We start from the raw sequence: 20020 nt of genomic DNA, 5'->3' as shown, positions 1-20020 counted from the left end.
GCGGCACAAACACCTCCCGCCACACCCCCGGCGCGGCGCCCCCCCCTCCGTTGGTTTCGCCGACCCCCCCGGCGGGGGGGCCCCCGGTTGCCTTTGGCCTGCGGGGGCCCCTCCCGTCGTTCCGGGGCCGCCTCGCGGGGCCCGGCGCGCCCGGGGCGCGGCCTGTCAGCCCGCCGCCGGGGTGAAGGACTTCGCCGCCTCGGCCACCGCGGCCTCCTTGACCACCTTCAGGCCGCCCGGGGTCTTCTCGTCCGGCTTCATGATGACGCTCTGCCGGGTGGACGGGGCCTTCGGGTCGGAGAAGTCGTGCGCGATGCCGAAGCCGTTGTCGTACGCCTTGAGGCTCAGCAGGGCCTTGCCCACGCCCTCGCGGGTGAGGTTCTTGTCCGCGCAGGCCCTCTTGAGGGCCTCTCCGTAGACCGAGGCGGCCGTGTACCCGGCCACCACGCCGTTGTCCAGCCCCGCGCCCGGGTACTCCGCCGTGTAGGCGGAGGCCAGGGCCGCCGGGCCGGGTTCCGTGGCGCCGATCGGCAGGGTGGACGCGGCCACGTAGTAGTCCTTCTGCAGCGCCGCGCCCGCCGGCGTGGCGAGCAGCTGGGGCGCGTACGCCGAGTTGTTGCCGACCACGGGGACGTTCCAGCCGCCGGCCGCGGCGACCCCGACCAGTGAAGCGGCCTGCCGCGGCCCCGCGCTGATGACCACGGCCTTGACCCCGGCCTGCTTGAGGGCGGCGACCTGCGCGGACATGTCGTTGTCGGTGGGCTTGATCTTCTGCTCGACGACGGTGAGCCCGGCCTCCTTCGCCGCGTGCTTCGCGCCGGCGAGGGCGTTCTCGCCGTAGTCCCCCTCGAAGTAGACGTGCCCGATCCGGTCGCCGGAGGCGATGCGCTTCTCGTCGAGGAGGTAGCCGATGGCGTTGACCGTCTCGATGTCGTACGTGGCCCCGATCGTCCGGATGGACGCGCTGCCCAGCAGCGAGGCCGACCAGGCCTGCGGGATGACCAGGCCCTTGTCCTGGCCCTCGATGCGGTCCTTGGCCGCGGCGACGAAGGGGGACCCGATGAACTGGGCGAAGCCGAGCACCTTGGGCTCCAGCTCCGTGTAGGCGGCGAGCGCCTTCTGCGGGTCGTAGCCGTGGTCGCGGACCGTCAGCTCCAGCTGCCGCCCGCAGATGCCGCCCGAGGCGTTGGCCTGCTTGATCCAGAGCTGCTGGGCCTGGGTGACGCTCTTGCCGAGCGAGGCGTAGACGCCGGTCATGTCGGTGAGGGCGCCGAGCTGGATGGCGGTGGCGGTGACCCCGTCACCGGTCCTGACCCCGCCCGCGCCCTCCTTCTCCTCGGTGGTGGTGCCCGCCTTCCCGCTGCATCCGGCGGCGCCGGTCAGCAGGAGCGCGGCCGCCAGGGCCGCTGTACCGAGTCGTGCTCTCTTGTTCCGGCCGGTTCTCTTCACGCTGGCTCCTTCGGGGTACGTGCGGACAGGGAGGGGCGGATCCGGGCGAGACCGCCGGGGAGGAACAGGACGACGGCCACCACGGCCGCTCCGTAGAGGTAGCGGGACGCCTCGCCCGGGGAGACGCCGCCCGCGCCCGGAGCGGAGACGAGCGGGAGCGCGTCGCTGTAGCGGGTCAGGAGCTGGGGCAGGAGGGAGACGAAGGCCGCGCCGACGACGGAGCCGGCGACGGTGCCCAGGCCGCCGATCACGATCATGGCCAGGTACTCCAGCGACAGGACCATGCCGAAGTAGTCGGGCACCGTGCGCTGGAAGACGAGGGCGAGCAGCACCCCGGCCAGCCCCGCGTACATGGAGGACAGGACGAAGACGGCGGCCCGGTAGCGGGCCACGGGGACGCCCATGACACCGGCGGCGATGTTGTGGTCGCGGATGGCGTTCAGGGCGCGCCCGGGGCGGCCGCGCAGGACGCCCCGGGCGAAGAGGGCGCAGCCCAGGAGCGCGGCGAGGGCCACGTACCAGAGCTTCTCGGCGGACTGGAAGGGGATGGCGGCGACCATCGTCTCGGTGTCGTCGAAGGTGACGCCGAAGAGCGAGAGCGGTTCGACGGCGCGGCCGTTGAATCCGCCGGTTAGGGGCGTGGCGTTGAACAGGACGTGCTGGCCGATGAAGATCAGGGCCAGGGTGGCGATGCCGAGGTAGGCGCCGCGCAGCCGGCCGGCGATCGGGCTGAAGAGCCCGCCGACCGCTCCCGCCAGGACCACCGCGAGTACGGCGGCCAGCCAGCTGGGCAAGCCCAGCCCGACGAGCTCGTGCCCGCCGGAGCGGCCGCCGTCGCCGGCCAGGGCGCAGTACCCGTACGCGCCGACGGCCAGGAAGAAGGCGTGGCCCATGGAGAGCTGTCCGGTGGCTCCGGTGAGGAGGTTGAGCCCGATGGCGCCGATCCCGGCGGCGATGGCGAAGAGCCCCGCCTGGAGCCAGAACCGTTCGAGGTAGAACGGGAGCGCCAGCAGTACCAGGGCCCCGGCGGCCCACAGCGCGTACCGGACGCGGGAGCCGCGCCGGGGCGGGGCCCCGGTGCCGGCGGGGGCCGGGCGGGGGGCGTCGGCCTCCGTGCGGAGACCCGGGGCGGTGACGTCAGACACGGGCGAGCTCCTTGGTGCCGAAGAGGCCGGCCGGGCGCAGGAGCAGGACCACGACCATGACGAGGTAGGGGGCGAGGTCCCCGATGCCGCGGCCGAGGAAGGCGAGCTGGCTCTGGTAGCCCGTGGCCATGGCCTCGGTGACCCCGACGATCAGGCCGCCCGCGAGGGCTCCGGTGGTGGAGTCGAGGCCGCCGAGGATCGCGGCGGGGAAGGCCTTGAGGGCGGCGAGCGAGGTGGCCCGCTCCAGGCCGGGGGTGGGGAAGACGGTCAGGAAGAGCGCCGCGACGGCGGCCAGGGAGCCGGCGACCGCCCAGGCGGCGAGCGAGACCCGGCCCAGCCGTACGCCCATCAGTGCGGCGGTCTCCGGCTTCTCGGCGGCGGCGCGCATGGCGACGCCCCACGCCGTGTACCGGAAGACCAGCAGGAAGGCGCTGATCAGGAGGGCCGCGGCGACGAAGGCGGCGATCCGGGTCTGCGGGAGGGTGACGGGTCCGAGGTGGACCACCGCGTCGCCCCACGGGTCGCCGAGTGCGAGGACGTCCGTACCGATGCGGCGGGTGAGGTCGGTGGTGATCAGGATGTCCACGCCGATGGTGACGATGGCCAGCACGCTGTGGTCCTGGCCCCGGTAGCGGCGCATCACGAGGAACTCCACCCCGGCTCCGACGGCGGCGGCCGCGCCGACGCCTACGGCGAGGGCGGGCCAGAAGCCGATGTCGTCGTGCAGGACGGCGGTGACGTACCCGCCGGCGAGGAGGAGGGAGGCGTGGGCGAAGTTGACGACCTCGGTGGCCTTGAAGATGACCACGAAGCCGAGGGCGATCAGCGCGTAGACGGAGCCCATGGAGAGCCCGCCGAGCAGGAGTTCGAGGAAGGTGGTCACGCGGCCGGGTTCTCCTCGCCGAGGTAGGCGCGCACGACCGCCGGGTCGTTCTGCACCTGGGCGGGGGTTCCCCCGCCGATCCGTTTTCCGAAGTCGAGTACGGTCACCGCGTCAGCGAGCCGCATCACCACCCCCATGTCGTGTTCGACCAGCACGATCGAGATGCCGAGGCCGTCCCGGACGCCCGCGACGACGGCGGCGGTGCGCTGCCGTTCGTCGGCGGTCATCCCCGCGACGGGTTCGTCCAGGAGCAGCAGCCGGGGCTCCATGCACAGGGCCCGGGCCAGCTCGACGAGTTTCTGTTTGCCGTACGGGAGGGAGCCGGCCGGGGCGGCCAGGTCGGCCTCCAGGCCGACGAAGGCCGCGATCTCGCGGACCCGTTCGCGGTGCCGGCGGTCCTCGCGGACGGCGGCCGGCAGGCGCAGTCCGGCGGAGAGGAACCCGGACCGCATCAGCCGGTGGCGGCCGAGCAGGAGGCTGTCCGCGACCGTGGTGTGGGGCGGCAGGGCCAGGTTCTGGAAGGTGCGGGCGATGCCGAGGGCAGCGACGGCGTGGGGGGCCAGTCCGGTGAGTTCGGTGCCGCCGAAGCGGACGCTGCCGGAAGCGGCCCGGTAGACGCCGGAGAGCACGTTGAAGCAGGTGGACTTGCCGGCTCCGTTGGGTCCGATGACGGCGTGCACGCTGCCCGGCTCGACGGTGAAGGACACCGAGTCGAGCGCGGTGAGGCCGGCGAAGCGGACGGTGACGTCGCTGACGGTGAGGGGCGGCGGCGCCTCGGCGCCCGGTCCGGCCGCCGCCGGGCCGGCGCTGTCCGGGGGACGCGGGCCGGCGCTGTCCGGGGGACGCGGGCCGGCGCTGTCCGGGGCGCCCTGAGGGCGCGGGATCCAGGTCATGCGGACCACCGGCCCAGGGTCCGCTCCGTACGGGGGGCCGGGGCGTCCTCGTCGGTGATGCCGAGGTAGCGCCGGCGTACCTCGTCCGAGGCCGCCAGCTCGGCGGCCGGGCCCGACAGGGTGACCTCGCCGACCTCCAGCACGTACGCGTACGAGGCCAGCCGCAGGGCGAGCGCGGCGTTCTGCTCCACCAGCAGCACGGAGGTGCCCGAGGCGTTGATCTCGGTGATGGTCTCGGCGATGGTGGCGGCCATTTTGGGCGCCAGACCCAGCGAGGGTTCGTCCAGGAGCAGCAGCCGGGGGCGGGCCATCAGCGCCCGGCCCAGGGCCAGCATCTGCTGCTCGCCGCCGGAGAGCAGGCCCGCCCGCTGCCGGGAGCGCTTGGCGAGGACGGGGAACAGCTCGTGCACGCGGGCCAGCGAACGGGCGGTGTCGGCCCGGGAGCCCGCCCCCGCTCCGAGGGCGCCCGCCCGCAGGTTGTCCGCGACGGTCATCCGGGCGAAGACCTGCCGCCCCTCGGGTACCTGGACCACACCGGCGGCGACCGCGCGGGCCGGGCTCAGCCCGTCCAGCGGCCGTCCGTCGAAGCGGACGCTCCCTCCGGTGGCGGCGCCCCGGTGGAAGGACAGGGTGCGGGACACGGCACGCAGCAGGGTGGTCTTCCCCGCACCGTTCCCGCCGAGGACGACGACCACGGCGCCCTCGGGTACATCCAGCGACACGGCGCGCAGGGCCCGGACCGGCCCGTAGCCGACGGACAGCGCGCTCACCTGGAGTGAGGCCACATCCCCTCCCATGGTTAGGCCCGGACGGGGCCTTGTTCCGCTCCGGACGGGGTGTTGTGCTGGCGCACAGACCAGCACCGGGCGGGGGCGGACGTCCACGGCCCGAAGCGGAATCGCTGCCGATGACCAGCCGGGGGCGGGGTGCGGTTGTGCAACGGCACAGACCTGTCGACGCGGGCCCTTACGCGACCGCGCCGGGGCTGACATCCTCTGCGGCCATGGGTGGACGCAGGGCGCGCACGGAAGCGGAGTGGTCGGTGCTGCTGACAGCGGCCGAGGTGCTGCTGGAACGCATCCCGGCGCTGACCGAGCAGCTGATCGGTGATCTCGCGAAGCACTCGCCGCTGTTCGACCTGGCCGTCCCGCGCGACGAGCACTGGCAGCAGGTGAGCGAGGCGATGCGGTACGGCATCGAGGCGTTCGCCGCGCGCCGCTCGGATACGCGCAAGGACCTGGTGTACGCGGAGGAACTGGGCCGGCGGCGGGCCGAACAGGGGCTGCCGCTGGACCTGCTGCTGTACGCGTACCGCCGCGCGGGCCGTCTCACGTGGGACGAGCTGCTGGACATCGTCACCGAGGAGGATCCGGAGGCGCTGCCCGTGCTGGCCCGTACGGCGGGTGCCATGTGGGCCGGGATCGAGCAGCAGGCCGCCGCGACGGCCGAGGCCTACCGGGCCGGCGAGCGGGAGATGCGCCGGCGCAGCGACGAGCGGGTGCAGGCGCTGCTCGACGCTCTGCTGGAGGGGGAGCCGGCGCCCGGCCTGACGGCCCGGGCGGCGGCCGGCCTGGACCTGCCGGAGCAGGGCCGGTACGCGGTGGTGGTGCTGCCGGTGGACCGGCGGGACTCGGTGCACCGGGTGGTGTCGGCGGGCGGGATGCGGCTGTTCTGGCGGATGCGCGCGGAGCGGGAACTGGCGGTGGCGGCGCTCGGCTCGTCCTCGCTGGACGAGCTGGTCGCGGAGCTCGCGGACCGCTGCCCGGGGCCCGGCGGGATCAGCCCGGTGGTGGACGGGCTCGCGGAGCTGGGCCGGGCGCGGCGGCTTGCGGAGACGGCGCTGGCCACCTGCGGGGCCGACGACCGCTCGCTGGTGCGGCTGACGGACCGGCTGCCCACGGCGCTGGTGGTGCGCCAGCCCGAGCTGGCGGGGGAACTGGTGCAGGCGGTCCTGGGGCCCCTGCTGGAACTGGATCCGGCGGACCGGGCGGTGCTGCTGGAGACCCTGGACGCGTGGCTCGCCGCCGAGGGCTCCGCCGGGCGGGCGGCGACGCGGCTGTACTGCCACCGCAACACGGTCTTCAACCGCCTGCGCCGGCTGGAGCAGCTCACCTCGCGCTCCCTGTCGCGCCCGCACGACCTGATCGCCCTGACCCTGGCGCGGGACGCCTTCCGCCTGAACGCCGGCGCGGGTCCGCCGGCCGCCCGGCCCGAGCCGTCCGCCGGTTAGACTCGATGTCGGAAAACCGCCAGCGGCACCCACCCGGACCCCGGATGCTTGAGCCATGCACACCGACACCGAGCGCTGCGTCAGAGCCGTGCAGTCGAAGGACGCCCGCTTCGACGGCTGGTTCTTCACCGCGGTGCTGACCACGCGGATCTACTGCCGTCCCAGCTGCCCGGCGGTGCCGCCCAAGGTCGAGAACATGACCTTCCTGCCGAGCGCCGCCGCCTGCCAGCAGGCCGGCTTCCGGGCCTGCAAGCGGTGCCGGCCCGACACCAGCCCCGGCTCCCCCGAGTGGAACTCCCGCGCCGACGCGGTGGCCCGCGCCGTCCGGCTCATCCAGGACGGGGTCGTCGACCGCGAGGGCGTCCCGGGCCTCGCCACCCGCCTCGGCTACTCGACCCGCCAGGTGGAGCGGCAGCTGAGCGCCGAGCTCGGCGCCGGACCGCTGGCCCTCGCCCGGGCGCAGCGCGCCCAGACCGCCCGACTGCTCATCGAGACCTCCGGGCTGCCGATGGCCGACGTCGCCTTCGCGGCCGGGTTCTCCTCCATCCGCACCTTCAACGACACGGTCCGGGAGGTGTTCGCCCTCTCCCCCAGCGAGCTGCGGGAGCGCGCCGTGCGGGCCGGCCGCCGTGCGGACGACCGGCCCCGGATTCCGGGGACGATCAGCCTGCGGCTGCCGTTCCGGACCCCGCTCAACCCGGACAACCTCTTCGGTCACCTCGCCGCGACCGCGGTCCCCGGCGTCGAGGAGTGGCGGGACGGGGCCTACCGCCGCACCCTGCGCCTGCCGCACGGCACCGGGGTCGTCGCCCTCACCCCCCAGCCGGACCACATCGGCTGCCGCCTCGCCCTCACCGACCTGCGCGACCTGACCATCGCCATCAGCCGCTGCCGCTGGATGCTGGACCTGGACGCCGACCCCGAGGCCGTGGACGAGCAGCTGCGCGCCGACCCGCTGCTGGCCCCGCTCGTGGACGGCGCTCCCGGGCGCCGGGTGCCGCGTACGGTCGACGCGGCGGAGTTCGCCGTACGGGCCGTCCTCGGCCAGCAGGTGTCCACGGCGGCGGCGCGTACGCACGCGGCCCGGCTGGTCGCGGCGCACGGCGAGCCCGTCGAGGACCCCCACGGCGGCCTGACGCACCTCTTCCCCTCCCCCGGTGCCCTGGCCGGGCTGGACCCGGAGTCCCTCGCGCTGCCGCGCAGCCGGCGCACCACGCTGGGCACCCTGGTCGCCGCGCTGGCCGACGGCTCGCTGCCGCTCGGCATCGACAGCGACTGGGAGGCCGCGCGGAGCCGGCTCTCGGCCCTGCCCGGTTTCGGTCCCTGGACCACCGAGATCATCGCGATGCGGGCGCTCGGCGATCCGGACGCCTTCCTTCCGTCCGATCTCGGGGTGCGGCGGGCGGCGCGGGGGCTCGGGCTGCCGTCCACCCCGGCCGCGCTGACGGCCCGGGCGGCCGGCTGGCGGCCCTGGCGCGCGTACGCGGTCCAGTACCTGTGGGCCACCGACGAGCACCCCATCAACCACCTGCCCGTCTGAAAGGCGCGTACCAGCATGAACAGCAAGCAGCACACCGTCGTCGAGAGCCCCTACGGCCCTCTCACGCTGGTCGCCACGGACGGCGTCCTGAGCGGCCTCTACATGAGCGAGCAGCGCCACCGGCCGGCCGAGGAGTGCTTCGGGGAGCGGGTCGCCGCGGTCGAGGGCCCCTTCCCCGAAGTGGTACGCCAGCTGGCCGCGTACTTCGCCGGGGAGCTCACCGCGTTCGACGTCCCGGTCCGGCTGGAGGGCACCGCCTTCCAGCGCAGCGTGTGGGAGCAGCTCGTACGGATCCCGTACGGGCAGACGTGGTCGTACGGGCAGCTGGCGGCGAGGCTGGGCAAGCCGAACGCCTCGCGGGCGGTGGGCCTGGCCAACGGGAAGAACCCGGTGAGCATCATCGTGCCGTGCCACCGCGTGATCGGGACCTCGGGCTCGATGACCGGCTACGGCGGCGGGGTGGAGCGCAAGGTGCGGCTGCTGAGCTTCGAGTCCCGGGAACGGAACCTGCCGGGGTTGGCGGGCGGGCTGCTGGGCGGGGTGTCCGGCGGGCGGTGACGGCGAGGTGGCGTGCGGAGTCCCCTCAGTCGGCGAGCAGGACGGCCGGCAGCGGGGCCTCCAGCACCAGGGCCCGCGGGAGTGCCAGACCGAAGTGCCGCTCCAGCACCCCCAGGGCGGTCCGGTGCACATCGCGGTTCGCTCGCTCCTCGTCCGGCAGGCCTTCCGCGCTCAGCAGCTCTGTGACCCGGCCCGCGACTTCGTGGTCTCCGGAGACCTGGCCGGTGCCCCAGGACTCGTCCAGGTGCAGATTGAACGAGCACACCGTCCGGCCGTCCCGGTAGTAGCGGAAGGTCGGCGGCACCGGCTTGCCGTTCTCCTCCTCGAACTCCACCACGAAGACCTCGGCCTTGCCGGCGGAGATCGCCGGATCATCCGAGAATTCCCCGAACCAGCCCCCGTACCCCACGGCGAAGGTCCACCCGCCGCTCACCCCCAGCCGCAGCCCGATCCCGTCCCAGGCGTCGCCGTACTCCGAGTCCAGCACCTCGACCAGCTCGTCCCCGGTGAGCTCCCCGACCGGCTCCACCGTCCGCTCCGACCACTGGGCCGAGGCCGCGATCCGCGCCGCCAGCGCCTCGGCCCCGAGCCCGCGGGCCAACGTCACGCTGTAGCCACCGAAGGTGATGCACCGCGGCTCCGCGAGCCAGGCGATTCCGTCCGTCATACAGCCGATCCTGCCGCACACCCCTGACACACTCCCGCCCGGGCCGCCTGCCTCCGCCGGCTGCCGCGGGTTGGACATGGGGCTGTGGCACGATGCCGCGATGATCACCTCCACGATCCCGCCCGTCGTTCCCGCAGGCCACTTGGCCCGAATGGAACAGCCCGTGCTGGCTCTCCCCAGCGGTCTTGAGCTGCGTCCCTGGCACGTCAGCGACGCCGACGCCTTGGTGGCCGCAGCCCAAGAACCGACCATTCGCCAGTGGAACCGGCTCTTCGTGACCTCGCAGACGGAAGCACGCAGTCACATAGAGCGCATGCACGAGCGTTGGCACACCGAGCAGAGCGCGATATGGGCCATCGCTCGACCCGGCGGCGGGCAGGCCCTGGGCTTGATCGGTTGGGGTGACATCGACCTCAACGGCGGCAGCGCCGAGATCCTGTACTGGATCCTGCCCGCGGGACGCGGTCGCGGCATCATGGTCGAGGCCACGCAGCGCGTGACCCGATGGGCGTTCGACGAACTCGGCCTGCGACGTCTGCGGCTGTGCCACTCCGTGGCCAACTCGGCTTCGTGTCGAGTGGCGGCGAAGGCCGGCTTCGCCCTCGAAGGCACGATGCGCAGCGCCCTGTTGCACGAGGACGGATGGCATGACGAACACCTGCATGCCGTGGTCCACGGCGACATCTGATGCTGTGACGTGGTCATGCTGCGGTTTGCAGTGGCCTACCGAGTGATCTTTCGTCAGTAAAGCCGATGCGCCTTGATTTCGTCCTGCCCCGCCGAGCAGTAGATCCACCACCGGGGCGGGGGCCACGGCACTAGACGACGAGCAGGGGAACCAGGAGGGCGAAGGCGGCGCCGGCCTCGACGGCGTAGCCGAAGAGTGAGGGGTGCTGGACGGGAGCGGCGAGGAGGACCACGCTCTGCTGGGCGGCGGCGGCCGCCACCCAGTCGGTGTCGGCGCCGAGGTTGCCCTGGTACCAGCCCTCGCAGGCGCCGGGGCCGCTGACGGCGAGCAGGTCGTCCTCGCGGCGGTAGTAGGCCTGCCAGGCGGCGGCGGGCGCGGACCAGCCCTCGAAGTCGGTGAAGCGGGCCCAGCCGCCGTCCCGTATCGCGGTGTCGAACAGCCAGACCGGCGTCCCCTCGGGGGTCACCTCGCCGCCGGCCTGCTCGTCGGTGGTGAAGTGGACCATCGGCAGGGCGTCGGGACCGTCGGCCGTGCTCGGCCAGGCGTACATGGTGATCATCTGCTGGATTCTGTCCTGCTCGGCGTAGGCGCGGCGGTACGGGCGGGGCGGGCGGACGGAGGCGAGGGCCGGGGCCCGGCCCGGACGGTCAACCGCGGTCGGGGCGGCGGCCGTTCTCCAGTTCCGCCGCGCCCTCTCCCGACTGGAGGACGCGGTGGGCCTCTTGGGCGCGCAGGCCCAGCGAGCCGAGCAAGTAGGTGGTGAGTTCGGCCGGTTCGACCAGCCGCCAGGAGAGCAGTTCGTCCTCCTGGAGTGCGATGCCGGCCAACTGCGCGGCGTCCAGCACCCCGCCGTCGTACAGGTAGGCGACGAGCGGGGGCCGGCCCGCGCCGAGAGTCCAGTCGACGGCGAGCAGCCGGCCGAGCGGAACGTCGATGCCGATCTCCTCGGCGCTCTCGCGGCGGGCGGCCGTACGGGGCGACTCGCCCAGGTCGGACTCGATGGTTCCGCCCGGCAGGGCCCAGCCCTCACGGTAGTTGGGCTCGACGAGCAGGACCCGGCCCTCGGCGTCCCGGTAGAGGGCGGCCGCGCCGGCCAGTACCCGGGGCAGGCTCGCGATGTAGGTGGCGTAGTCATCCGTGGTCGTCACCCGGCCACCCTACCCAGGCGCCCGCGGCGGCCGGGGCGGCGCGGTCGGGCGGCCAGAGGCGCCCGAGTCGACACCTTCCATGATTGTTTTCAGGTGATATTGTTACCGCCCGCCTGTGGTATCCCCACACGCCCGACCGGCCGTCCTCCGCTCACGGAGATCGAAGGCAGGCAGACAGCCATGCGCCACGCAGCAGACCCGGCACGCGAGGAGTCCGAACGGCCGGCTCCCGTGCTGTCGGTCGTCGTCCCGATCTACAACGAGCAGGAGGCGCTGCCGCTGACCGTGGCGCGGCTGCGCCCGATCCTGGACGGGATGGGCATCGGCTACGAGGTCGTCGGCGTCGACGACGGCAGCACCGACGCCACCCCCGTGATCATGCAGAAAATCCGGCAGGACTGGCCCGAGCTGCGCATCGTGCGCTTCGCCCGCAACTCCGGGCACCAGGCCGCCCTGACCGCCGGCATCCACCGCGCCCTCGGCGACTACGTCGTCAGCATCGACGCCGACCTCCAGGACCCGCCGGAGAAGATCACGGAGATGTACGCGCTGGCGCGCGAGCGGGACCTGGACATCGTCTACGGCGTGCGCGGCGACCGCGGCACCGACACCTTCTTCAAGCGGCGCACGGCCGGCGCGTACTACTGGCTGATGCGCAAGCTCGTCGGGACGAACATGCCCAACCAGGCAGGTGACTTCCGCCTGCTCAGCCGGGCCGCCGTCGACGCGCTGAAGTCCCTGCCCGAGCACCAGCCGGTCTACCGGCTGCTCGTGCCGTGGCTCGGCTTCAGCAGCGGCGAGGTCGCCTACGTCCGCGAGGAGCGGGTGGCCGGCAGCACCCACTACCCCGTGTCGAAGATGGTGCGGCTCGCCCTCGACAGCATCACGAACTTCTCCGCCAGCCCGCTGCGCCTGGCCACCTGGCTGGGCCTGACGAGCTTCCTGGTCTGCCTGCTGCTCGCCGTCTACACGACCGTCCAGTACGCGCTCGGCTCGACGGTGCCCGGCTGGTCCTCGCTGTTCATCGGCATGCACTTCATCGGCGGTGTCCAGCTCATCTGCGTCGGCCTGCTCGGCGAGTACATCGGCCGGATCTACTCCGCCGTCCAGGCCAGGCCCGCCTACTTCGTCGGCTACGACTCGTCCGAGGACACCGCGGACACCGAGGAGCGCGGATCCCGCGTCTCCGAGCGGGCGGTCTGATCGGGGACGTACGCCCCCGCGGGGAGATCCGGACGTGCTTGTTCCGGGGAATCCGTGCGCGTGCGGTCACACTGTGCGGAGTTATGTCTGCATTTATGGGCATCGCGTGCCGACTGTGGCCCAGGCCACGCATGGGCATAGGAGGATCCTCCGGATACGCTCATGGGGGCGCGACTGCACTGTTCGATAGCAAGGGATTAGCAAGGTGACGGACGGAGCAGTAACTGAGACCGCGCGCGTGCTCATCGCCGCGGACAAATTCAAGGGCTCGCTCACGGCCGTTCAGGTCGCGGAGCGGGTGACGGCCGGCCTTCGCAGGGCCGCACCGGACGTGGAGATCGAGACCCTCCCCGTCGCGGACGGCGGCGACGGCACGGTCGCGGCCGCGGTGGCGGCCGGGTTCGAGCGCCGGGAGGTACGGGTCACCGGACCCCTCGGCGACCAGGTCACGGCCGCTTTCGCGCTGCGCGGGGACACCGCGGTGGTCGAGATGGCGGAGGCCTCCGGCCTCCAGCTGCTGCCGGCGGGCACCTTCGCCCCGCTGACGGCCACCACGTACGGCTCGGGCGAGCTGCTGAGGGCCGCCCTTGACGCGGGCGCGCGGTCGATCGTCTTCGGTGTGGGCGGCAGTGCCACCACCGACGGCGGCGCCGGCATGCTCGCGGCGCTGGGCGCGGTGTTCCTGGACGCGAACGGCGAACCGGTCGGCCCCGGCGGCGGCGCGCTGGCCCAGCTGGCCTCGGCCGACCTGTCCGGCGTCGACGCGCGGTTCGCGGATGTGGAGTTCGTCCTCGCCAGCGACGTGGACAACCCCCTGACCGGCCCGAAGGGCGCCCCGGCGGTCTACGGCCCGCAGAAGGGGGCCTCGCCCGAGGACGTGGCCGCGCTCGACGCGGCGCTGGCCCACTTCGCGGTGGTGCTGGAGAAGTCGATCGGCGCCAAGGCCGCCGAGTGCGCGGTACTCCCCGGCGCGGGCGGCGCGGGCGGCATCGGGTACGGGGCGCTGCTGCTCGGTGCGACGTTCCGGCCCGGCATCGAGCTGATGCTGGACGTACTGGGCTTCGCCCCGGCGCTGGAGCGGGCCACGCTGGTGATCACCGGTGAGGGCTCGCTGGACGAGCAGACCCTGCACGGCAAGGCTCCGGCCGGGGTGGCCGCGGCCGCGCGGGCGGCCGGCAAGCCCGTCGTCGCGGTCTGCGGCCGGCTGCTGCTGACCGAGGAGGCGCTGCGGGAGGCCGGCATCCGCCGCGCGTATCCGCTCTCGGACCTGGAGCCCGACCCGGCCAAGTCCATCCCGAACGCGGGCCCCCTGCTGGAGCAGGTCGCGGCGAGGATCGCCGCCGACGTCCTCTGACCGTCACGGCCGCCGCGCCGGCCCCGGAGCCCCGTGCGGGGTTCCGGGCGCCGGGCCGTTGCCGCCCTCCGGCACCGCTCGCCCGGGTCCCGGGCGGCAGCAGTTGTCACCGCAGCCACTCCCAAACCACCGGGACAGTGTTAGAAAGGGCTCATGACCGGACGTACGGGTCGCGAGCCGACCGGGTGGGGTGGGCGCTTGCTCGCGCGCCTGTCCCTCGGGGCCCACAGCGTCTCCGGTCAGGTCTTCGCCCTCCAGGCGGTGATCGTGCTGCTGCTGATCACCGCGGCCTCGGTCGCCCTGGTGCTGCAGGCCCGCTACGACAGCCACCGCGACGCCCGCAACCGCTCGCTCGCGGCCGCCGAGGCCTTCGCGCACGCCCCCGGCCTCCCCGCGGCACTGGCCTCCCCCGACCCGAGCGCCGCGCTCCAGCCGCTGGCCGACGCCGCCCGCCGCGCCTCGGGCCTCGACTTCATCGCGGTGATGACCACGGACGGGATCCGCTACACCGACTCGCGGCCGGAGCTGATCGGCCGACGCGCCACGGGGGACCTGTCCCGCGCCGTCGCCGGCACCTCCTTCACGGAGACCTACGTCGGGGAGCCCAGCGACGCGGTCCGGGCCGTGGTCCCCGTACGGGACGCCGACGGCGCGGTCATCGGCCTGGTCGGCACCGGCATCGAGGTGGAGAACGTCTCCGACGTGGTCGAGGACCAGCTCCCGCTGATGGTCGGGGCGGCCGCGGGCGCCCTGCTGCTCGGCACGGGCGGGGCCGCCCTCGTCAGCCGCCGGCTGCGGCGCCAGACGCACGGCATGGGCGCCGCCGAGATGACCAGGATGAACGAGCACCACGAGGCGGTGCTGCACGCCGTGCGCGAGGGCGTGTTGATCATCGACGCCGACCAGCGGCTCGTCCTCGCCAACGACGAGGCCCGCCGGCTCCTGGACCTGCCGCCCGACGCCGAACGGCGGCACGTGTCCGACCTCGGGCTCGACAGCCGCACCGCCGAGCTGCTCGCCTCCGGCCGGGTCGCGACGGACGAGGTGCACCTGGCCGGCGACCGGCTCCTCGCCGTCAACGTGCGCCCCACACAGCCGTACGCCGGCCGGCCCTCCGGCAGCGTCATGACCCTGCGCGACTCGACCGAGCTGGCCGCCCTGTCGGGCCGCGCCGAGGTGGCCCGCGAACGGCTCCAACTGCTCTACGACGCCGGGGTGCGCATCGGTACGACGCTGGACGTGGTGCGCACCGCCGAGGAGCTGTCGGAGGTCGCGGTCCCGCGCTTCGCGGACTTCGTCACCGTCGAGCTGCTGGAACCGGTGCTGCGCGGCGACGAGCCCTCCGAGGCCGCCGGGAGGTACACCGAGATGCGGCGGGCCGCGGTGAGCGGGGTCCGCGGCGACCAGCCGCTCCAGCCGGTCGGCGACGTCATCCGGTTCGTGGTGCCGACGGCGCCGATGTCCGCGGCCCTGGACGCCGGGCACGCGGTGCTGGCGGCAGACCTGAACGCCGCCATGGGCTGGCGGGCCCAGGACGCCGACGGCACCCGGGTGGCGCTGGACTACGGGCTGCACTCGCTGATCTCCGTACCGCTCCAGGCCCGCGGCGTGGTCCTCGGCATGGCCAACTTCTGGCGGGCCGGCGACACCCCGGAGGCCTTCGACGAGGAGGACCTGTCCTTCGCCGAGGAGCTGGGGGCGCGCGCGGCCGTCTCCATCGACAACGCGCGCCGCTTCACCCGTGAGCACGCGACCGCGGTGACGCTCCAGCGCAGCCTCCTGCCCCGGGTGCTGCCCGACCAGTCGGGGGTGGAGGTCGCCTTCCGCTACCTGCCCGCGAAGGCGGGTGTGGGCGGGGACTGGTTCGACGTGATCCCGCTTCCGGGCGCCCGCGTGGCGCTGGTCGTCGGCGACGTCGTCGGGCACGGGGTGCACGCCGCCGCGACGATGGGGCGGCTGCGGACCGCCGTGCACAACTTCTCCACCCTGGACCTGCCGCCCGACGAGCTGCTCGGGCACCTGGACGAGCTGATCAACCGGATCGACCAGAACGAGACCGGCTGCCTGTCCGCCACGGGCGGAGACGCGGACGAGGTCGGGACCGTGACGGACCCGGTCGGCGAAGCGGCGGCCGGGATCACCGGCGCCACCTGCCTGTACGCCGTGTACGACCCGGTCTCGGGGCGGTGCGTCATGGCGAGCGCCGGGCATCCCGGACCGGCCCTGGTCCACCCGGACGGCCGGGTGGAGTTCCCCGAGCTGCCCTCGGGGCTCCCGCTCGGCGTGGGCGGCATGCCGTTCGAGGCCGTCACGCTCCAGTTGCCCGAGGGGAGCCGGCTGGCACTGTTCACCGACGGGCTGGTGGAGGACCGGGACCGGGACTTCGACACCGGGCTGGGCCTGCTGCGCGAGACCTTGTCCCGGCCCGGCCGCAGCCCCGAGCAGGCCTGCGCGGACGTACTGGCGGCGCTGCTGTTCCCCGTGCCCAACGACGACATCGCCCTGCTGATCGCGGACACCCGGCGGCTGGAGGCGGACCGGATCGCGGAGTGGGAGGTGCCCGGCGAGGCCTCGGCGGTCTCCCGGGTCCGCAACGCGGGCGCGGCGCAGCTGTCCGCCTGGGGCCTGGAGGAGATCTCCTTCACGACCGAGCTAATCCTCAGCGAGCTGATCACCAATGCCATCCGGTACGGGTCCGCGCCGGTGCGGGTCCGCCTGCTGCGCGACCGCAGCCTGATCGTCGAGGTCTCCGACGGCAGCAGCACCTCGCCGCACCTGCGGTACGCGGCCACCACGGACGAGGGCGGGCGGGGGCTGTTCCTCGTCGCCCAGTACGCCGACCGGTGGGGCACGCGCTACACGGAACGCGGCAAGGTCATCTGGGCCGAGCTGCCGCTGACCGCGGGCACGGAACCGCCGGCTCCGGCCCCGCTGGACCTGGACGCGCTGGAGGACCTGGCCTGGTGACGGGCCGGAGGGCGGTCGTAGCGGCCGGGCTCCCCGAACGGCCGGTCGGCCGCGCGGCGGGCGGGACGACCGGACGCGAGGCCCGACAGACGGCCGGTCAGCGCGGCCGGGTGCGGGCCAGCAGGACCGCCACGTCGTCCTGCGGCGCGCAGGGCAGCAGGTGCTCCAGGATCCCGTCGCACAGCTGCTCCAGCGGCTGGTCCGCCCCGTGCAGGGCCCGCGCCAGCTCGTCCATGCCCTGGTCGAGGTCCCGGTCGCGGGCCTCGATGAGCCCGTCGGTGTAGAGCACGAGCAGGCTCCCGGGGGGCAGCGGCACCTCCTCGGTGCGGAAGTCCTGCCCGCCGGTGCCCAGCGGGGTCCCGGGCGGGCCGTCCAGGAAGGTGATCGTCCCGTCGGCGGTGGCCACGGCGGGCGGCGGGTGGCCGGCGCGGGCGATCACGCAGACGCCCGTCGCCGGGTCGTGGACGGCGTAGACGCAGGTGGCCATCTCGTCCTCGCCCAGATCGGCCACGACGGCGTCGAGCGAGCGGAGCATCCGCTCCGGGGGCACGTCCAGGCGCGCCAGGGTCCGTACCGCGGTGCGCAGCTGCCCCATGACCGCCGCCGCGTGGATCCCGTGCCCCATGACGTCCCCGATGACCAGCCCGGTCCGCCCGCCGGGCAGCTGGATCACGTCGAACCAGTCCCCTCCGACGTCGTGGTCGCTGGCGGGGAGGTAGCGGCCGGTCAGTTCGAGGCCGGTGACCCGGGGCAGGGCGCTGTTGGTGAGGCTGTGCTGGAGCGTCAGGGCGGCCTGGCGCTGGCGGGTGTACATCCGGGCGTTGTCGATGTTGAGGGCCGCGCGGGCGACCAGCTCGTCGACCAGGACGCAGTCCTCCTCGTCGAAGGGCTCCCGGTCGCGGACCCGGGTCACGGCCACGGCGCCGAGCACCGTGCCCCGTGCGACGAGGGGGATCAGCCGCGCGGAGCCGAGGGTGGAGAGGTAGCTGCGCAGCTTCTGCGCGCGGGGGTCGCTGATCAGGGCCGGGATGTCGGACTGGTAGAGGTTCATCGGCCGGCCCTCGGCGATGACCCGCTCGTAGACCGTGTCCGTCGGGATCTGGAAGGTCTGGCCCGCGGCCAGCCGCGCGGTGGGGGCCGTCGGGTCGGGGAAGCGGGCGGCGATACGGCGCAGGAGGCCCTGGGTGGACGCCCGGGCGGCCGCGCCCTCGTCGGGGTCCAGGACCGCTTCCAGCAGCTGTACGTCGGCCGAGTCCGCGAGCTGGGGCACCAGGAGGTCGACGATCTCCTGGGCCGTCTGCCGCAGGTCCAGGGTGGTCCCGATGCGGGCGCCCGCCTCCGCCAGCTGGGCGAAGCGGTGGCGGGCGCGTTCGGCGTCGAGCTGGGCCCGCTGGCTCTCGGTGATGTCGATGAGGGAGGCGATCAGGCCGAGCGGGCGCCCCGCGCCGTCGAGCAGGGGGGCGTACGAGCAGGACCAGGTCCGGTCGTGGTCGGGGTCGGCGGGGGTCCGCCCCGTGCGCCGGACGTCGACGACGGCGGTCCCTCCGTCGAGGACCTGCCGCATCGTCGCCTCCAGCGCGGCGGCGTTCACGCCCGGGACCACCTCGGTGAGCCGTCTGCCGAGGTGCGCGGCGGCGGAGACGCCGTTCATCCGGGCCAGCGCGTCGTTGACGCGCAGGAAGCGCAGGTCGGGGCCGAGGGTGGCGAGGCCGATGGGCGACTGGGTGAAGAGGCTCTGGAGGGCGGCGAGCGAGTCCCTCATGTGGAGCACCTCGGTGGTCTCCACGGCGATGAGGAGCGCCCCCGTACGCCCTTGCGGGTCGGCGGCGGGGACGATCCACATCTCCATCGGCACCCGGTGGCCGTCGCGGTGGCGTACGGGGAGGGTCCCGACGACGGTCTCGCCCGCCTGGACGCGCCGGGTCAGCTGTTCGGCGAGCTCGTGGTTTGCCTCGGGGACCAGGACGGACGCCCCGGAGAGGCCGATGATGTCCTCGGGGCGGTGTCCGAGGAGGTCCTGCGCGGCCAGCGACCACTCCACCACGCGGCCGTCGGCGTCCTCCCGCCACAGGGCGATCGGCAGCAGCTCGCGCAGGACGCCCGCGTACCCGACAGCCCCGACCGGCTGTTCCGGTACCTCGTTCGTCGACTGGTAAGTGTCCAACGCACCGACCTCACCCCGGCGGGCCTGATTCCTACCGATTCACCCTATCCGAGGCACCGGCACGGGGCTCTGTGTCGGGCGCGGCCGGTTTCGGGGCCCGGGTCGCGGACTGCCGGGCGGGGCGGGGTCCGGTCCTGTGCCGGGGTCCGCTCAGACGGTGAAGGGCCGCTGGCCCAGGAAGTCCGGGGACGGGGCGCCCGTCGTGTGGAAGCTCGGGCTCTGGATGGCGGGCATCCGCTTCTGGACGGCGCGGTGGAAGCCGCGCAGGTCTCCCTCGAAGGCACCGCCTCCCCACACGTCGAGCACGCGCGCGGTGAAGAGCCCGTTGACGTCGCCGTCGGAGGCCAGCTGGTTGTCCTGGCAGGCGCCGATCAGCACCGCGCCGGGCCCCGGTCCCGCCCCGTCCTCGCGGACCTCGCGCCGCAGCTCCTCGTAGAAGGCCCGGTCCCGGGCGAACACCCGGTCCTGCTGGAGTACCGGCATCAGCCGGGAGGCGGCCTCCACCCCGCCCGGGTCGGGGGTGCCGAACTGCGCGCGCAGGGCGTCCGGGGTCAGCAGGTTCGCCAGCGACTCGATGCCGGTGCCGCTGTGGCAGCAGTCGAGCAGCACGAGGATCCTGACGCCGTTCTGGAAGCGCTGGAACTCCCGGTGCAGTTCGTCGTCGAGGAACTGCCGGTCGAAGAGGACCAGCGTCTCGTCCTTGCGGTCGCGCTCGCGGTCCGGGCCGGCGGTGTCGGGGAGCTGCCCGCCGTGGCCCGAGTAGGTGAACAGCAGGATGTCCCCGTCGCCCAGCCGCCCGGCCGCCCGGCGCAGCTCCGCGGTGACGTTCTCCACGGTGCCGTCGGCGGTCAGGACCACCGTGTCGGAGAACCCTCGGGCACGGGCCAGGGCGGCCATGTCGCGGGCGTCGTTCTCGCAGGCCTGGAGCTGCCCGTCCCAGCCTTCGTAGCGGGCGGGATCGACGGTGTTGAGACCGACGTGGAGGGAGAGACCTGTGGGCACGGGGGCTCCTCGGGAGGGTGCGGAGGGGGAGGGACGCCGCCCGGCGCGGCGCGGGACGCCGCGGGCACGGGGCGGTGGAGGCGGTTCGGGGGTCGACAGCATGGGTTCCGTGACCGGCCGCGGCTGAAC

At 74.0% G+C, this 20020-nt stretch carries 17 protein-coding genes; 7 read left to right on the top strand and 10 right to left on the bottom strand.

Annotated elements, in window-relative coordinates:
* Positions 1–165: 165 nt before the first annotated feature.
* From ACFWUQ_RS14005 to ACFWUQ_RS13985, 5 genes are read right to left on the bottom strand one after another with little or no spacing between them, the layout of a single operon-like run.
* On the bottom strand, positions 166–1449 hold the full coding sequence (locus ACFWUQ_RS14005) for an ABC transporter substrate-binding protein (RefSeq protein WP_384537327.1): 1284 nt from the start codon (positions 1447–1449) through the stop codon (positions 166–168).
* Entirely contained in the window at positions 1446–2594 is a 1149-nt protein-coding gene (locus ACFWUQ_RS14000) for a branched-chain amino acid ABC transporter permease (RefSeq protein WP_384537325.1), read from the bottom strand. The genes ACFWUQ_RS14005 and ACFWUQ_RS14000 overlap by 4 nt, the downstream gene beginning before the upstream one ends.
* Positions 2587–3477 carry a branched-chain amino acid ABC transporter permease gene (locus ACFWUQ_RS13995; RefSeq protein WP_384537323.1) on the bottom strand — a complete coding sequence of 297 codons (891 nt, stop codon included), beginning with the start codon at positions 3475–3477 and terminating at the stop codon, positions 2587–2589. Before ACFWUQ_RS13995 ends, ACFWUQ_RS14000 begins: the two co-directional genes overlap by 8 nt.
* Positions 3474–4370 (bottom strand): ABC transporter ATP-binding protein, encoded by an 897-nt coding sequence (locus ACFWUQ_RS13990; protein WP_384537321.1) that lies wholly within the window; start codon positions 4368–4370, stop codon positions 3474–3476. The genes ACFWUQ_RS13995 and ACFWUQ_RS13990 overlap by 4 nt, the downstream gene beginning before the upstream one ends.
* On the bottom strand, positions 4367–5167 hold the full coding sequence (locus ACFWUQ_RS13985) for an ABC transporter ATP-binding protein (protein WP_384537318.1): 801 nt from the start codon (positions 5165–5167) through the stop codon (positions 4367–4369). The genes ACFWUQ_RS13990 and ACFWUQ_RS13985 overlap by 4 nt, the downstream gene beginning before the upstream one ends.
* Positions 5168–5373: 206 nt before the next feature.
* Between ACFWUQ_RS13985 and ACFWUQ_RS13980 the strand changes: the two genes are divergently transcribed.
* From ACFWUQ_RS13980 to ACFWUQ_RS13970, 3 genes are read left to right on the top strand one after another with little or no spacing between them, the layout of a single operon-like run.
* On the top strand, positions 5374–6600 hold the full coding sequence (locus tag ACFWUQ_RS13980; RefSeq protein WP_384537315.1) for a PucR family transcriptional regulator: 1227 nt from the start codon (positions 5374–5376) through the stop codon (positions 6598–6600).
* Positions 6601–6655: 55 nt separating this feature from the next.
* Positions 6656–8140: a DNA-3-methyladenine glycosylase 2 family protein gene (locus tag ACFWUQ_RS13975; RefSeq protein ID WP_384537312.1), complete on the top strand. Its 1485-nt coding sequence runs from the start codon at positions 6656–6658 to the stop codon at positions 8138–8140.
* Between the two features lie 15 nt (positions 8141–8155).
* A complete protein-coding gene (locus tag ACFWUQ_RS13970; protein WP_384537309.1) occupies positions 8156–8698 on the top strand; it encodes a methylated-DNA--[protein]-cysteine S-methyltransferase in 543 nt (180 codons plus the stop codon).
* A gap of 25 nt (positions 8699–8723) precedes the next feature.
* Here ACFWUQ_RS13970 and ACFWUQ_RS13965 read toward each other — a convergent pair whose 3' ends face one another.
* Complete coding sequence (locus ACFWUQ_RS13965; RefSeq protein ID WP_384537307.1) at positions 8724–9365, bottom strand: DUF6461 domain-containing protein; 642 nt, start codon at positions 9363–9365, stop codon at positions 8724–8726.
* Between the two features lie 100 nt (positions 9366–9465).
* Between ACFWUQ_RS13965 and ACFWUQ_RS13960 the strand changes: the two genes are divergently transcribed.
* Positions 9466–10053 (top strand): GNAT family N-acetyltransferase, encoded by a 588-nt coding sequence (locus ACFWUQ_RS13960; protein ID WP_384537304.1) that lies wholly within the window; start codon positions 9466–9468, stop codon positions 10051–10053.
* Between the two features lie 130 nt (positions 10054–10183).
* On the opposite strand, the gene ACFWUQ_RS13955 is transcribed toward ACFWUQ_RS13960, so the two are convergent.
* Entirely contained in the window at positions 10184–10612 is a 429-nt protein-coding gene (locus ACFWUQ_RS13955; protein ID WP_384537301.1) for a hypothetical protein, read from the bottom strand.
* Between the two features lie 88 nt (positions 10613–10700).
* Positions 10701–11201, bottom strand: a complete 501-nt coding sequence (locus tag ACFWUQ_RS13950) for an NUDIX domain-containing protein (RefSeq protein ID WP_384537299.1) — start codon at positions 11199–11201, stop codon at positions 10701–10703.
* A gap of 180 nt (positions 11202–11381) precedes the next feature.
* Here ACFWUQ_RS13950 and ACFWUQ_RS13945 point away from each other — a divergent pair, with 180 nt between their 5' ends.
* From ACFWUQ_RS13945 to ACFWUQ_RS13935, 3 genes are all read left to right on the top strand, one after another.
* Positions 11382–12404: a glycosyltransferase family 2 protein gene (locus ACFWUQ_RS13945; protein WP_384537297.1), complete on the top strand. Its 1023-nt coding sequence runs from the start codon at positions 11382–11384 to the stop codon at positions 12402–12404.
* A gap of 205 nt (positions 12405–12609) precedes the next feature.
* Positions 12610–13758, top strand: a complete 1149-nt coding sequence (locus tag ACFWUQ_RS13940) for a glycerate kinase (protein ID WP_384537294.1) — start codon at positions 12610–12612, stop codon at positions 13756–13758.
* A gap of 153 nt (positions 13759–13911) precedes the next feature.
* Entirely contained in the window at positions 13912–16725 is a 2814-nt protein-coding gene (locus ACFWUQ_RS13935; protein WP_384537292.1) for a SpoIIE family protein phosphatase, read from the top strand.
* Positions 16726–16822: 97 nt separating this feature from the next.
* Here the strand turns inward: ACFWUQ_RS13935 and ACFWUQ_RS13930 are convergent, their stop codons facing one another.
* The gene (locus tag ACFWUQ_RS13930; protein ID WP_384537289.1) at positions 16823–18889 is read right to left on the bottom strand and encodes a SpoIIE family protein phosphatase; all 2067 of its coding nucleotides are present in this window, start codon (positions 18887–18889) and stop codon (positions 16823–16825) included.
* Between the two features lie 150 nt (positions 18890–19039).
* The gene (locus ACFWUQ_RS13925) at positions 19040–19891 is read right to left on the bottom strand and encodes a caspase domain-containing protein (protein ID WP_384537286.1); all 852 of its coding nucleotides are present in this window, start codon (positions 19889–19891) and stop codon (positions 19040–19042) included.
* Positions 19892–20020 lie beyond the last annotated feature (129 nt).

It is taken from the genome of Streptomyces sp. NPDC058662 (assembly GCF_042716255.1).
Classification (GTDB): domain Bacteria; phylum Actinomycetota; class Actinomycetes; order Streptomycetales; family Streptomycetaceae; genus Streptomyces.
This window is presented reverse-complemented; position numbering and strand designations above follow the sequence as displayed.

Coding starts and splice junctions, on each gene's coding strand:
- ACFWUQ_RS13990 (WP_384537321.1), bottom strand. CDS start 4,370: ATGACCTGGATCCCGCGCCCTCAGGGCGCCCCGGACAGCGCCGGCCCG.
- ACFWUQ_RS13985 (WP_384537318.1), bottom strand. CDS start 5,167: ATGGGAGGGGATGTGGCCTCACTCCAGGTGAGCGCGCTGTCCGTCGGC.
- ACFWUQ_RS13980 (WP_384537315.1), top strand. CDS start 5,374: ATGGGTGGACGCAGGGCGCGCACGGAAGCGGAGTGGTCGGTGCTGCTG.
- ACFWUQ_RS13975 (WP_384537312.1), top strand. CDS start 6,656: ATGCACACCGACACCGAGCGCTGCGTCAGAGCCGTGCAGTCGAAGGAC.
- ACFWUQ_RS13970 (WP_384537309.1), top strand. CDS start 8,156: ATGAACAGCAAGCAGCACACCGTCGTCGAGAGCCCCTACGGCCCTCTC.
- ACFWUQ_RS13965 (WP_384537307.1), bottom strand. CDS start 9,365: ATGACGGACGGAATCGCCTGGCTCGCGGAGCCGCGGTGCATCACCTTC.
- ACFWUQ_RS13960 (WP_384537304.1), top strand. CDS start 9,466: ATGATCACCTCCACGATCCCGCCCGTCGTTCCCGCAGGCCACTTGGCC.
- ACFWUQ_RS13955 (WP_384537301.1), bottom strand. CDS start 10,612: ATGATCACCATGTACGCCTGGCCGAGCACGGCCGACGGTCCCGACGCC.
- ACFWUQ_RS13945 (WP_384537297.1), top strand. CDS start 11,382: ATGCGCCACGCAGCAGACCCGGCACGCGAGGAGTCCGAACGGCCGGCT.
- ACFWUQ_RS13935 (WP_384537292.1), top strand. CDS start 13,912: ATGACCGGACGTACGGGTCGCGAGCCGACCGGGTGGGGTGGGCGCTTG.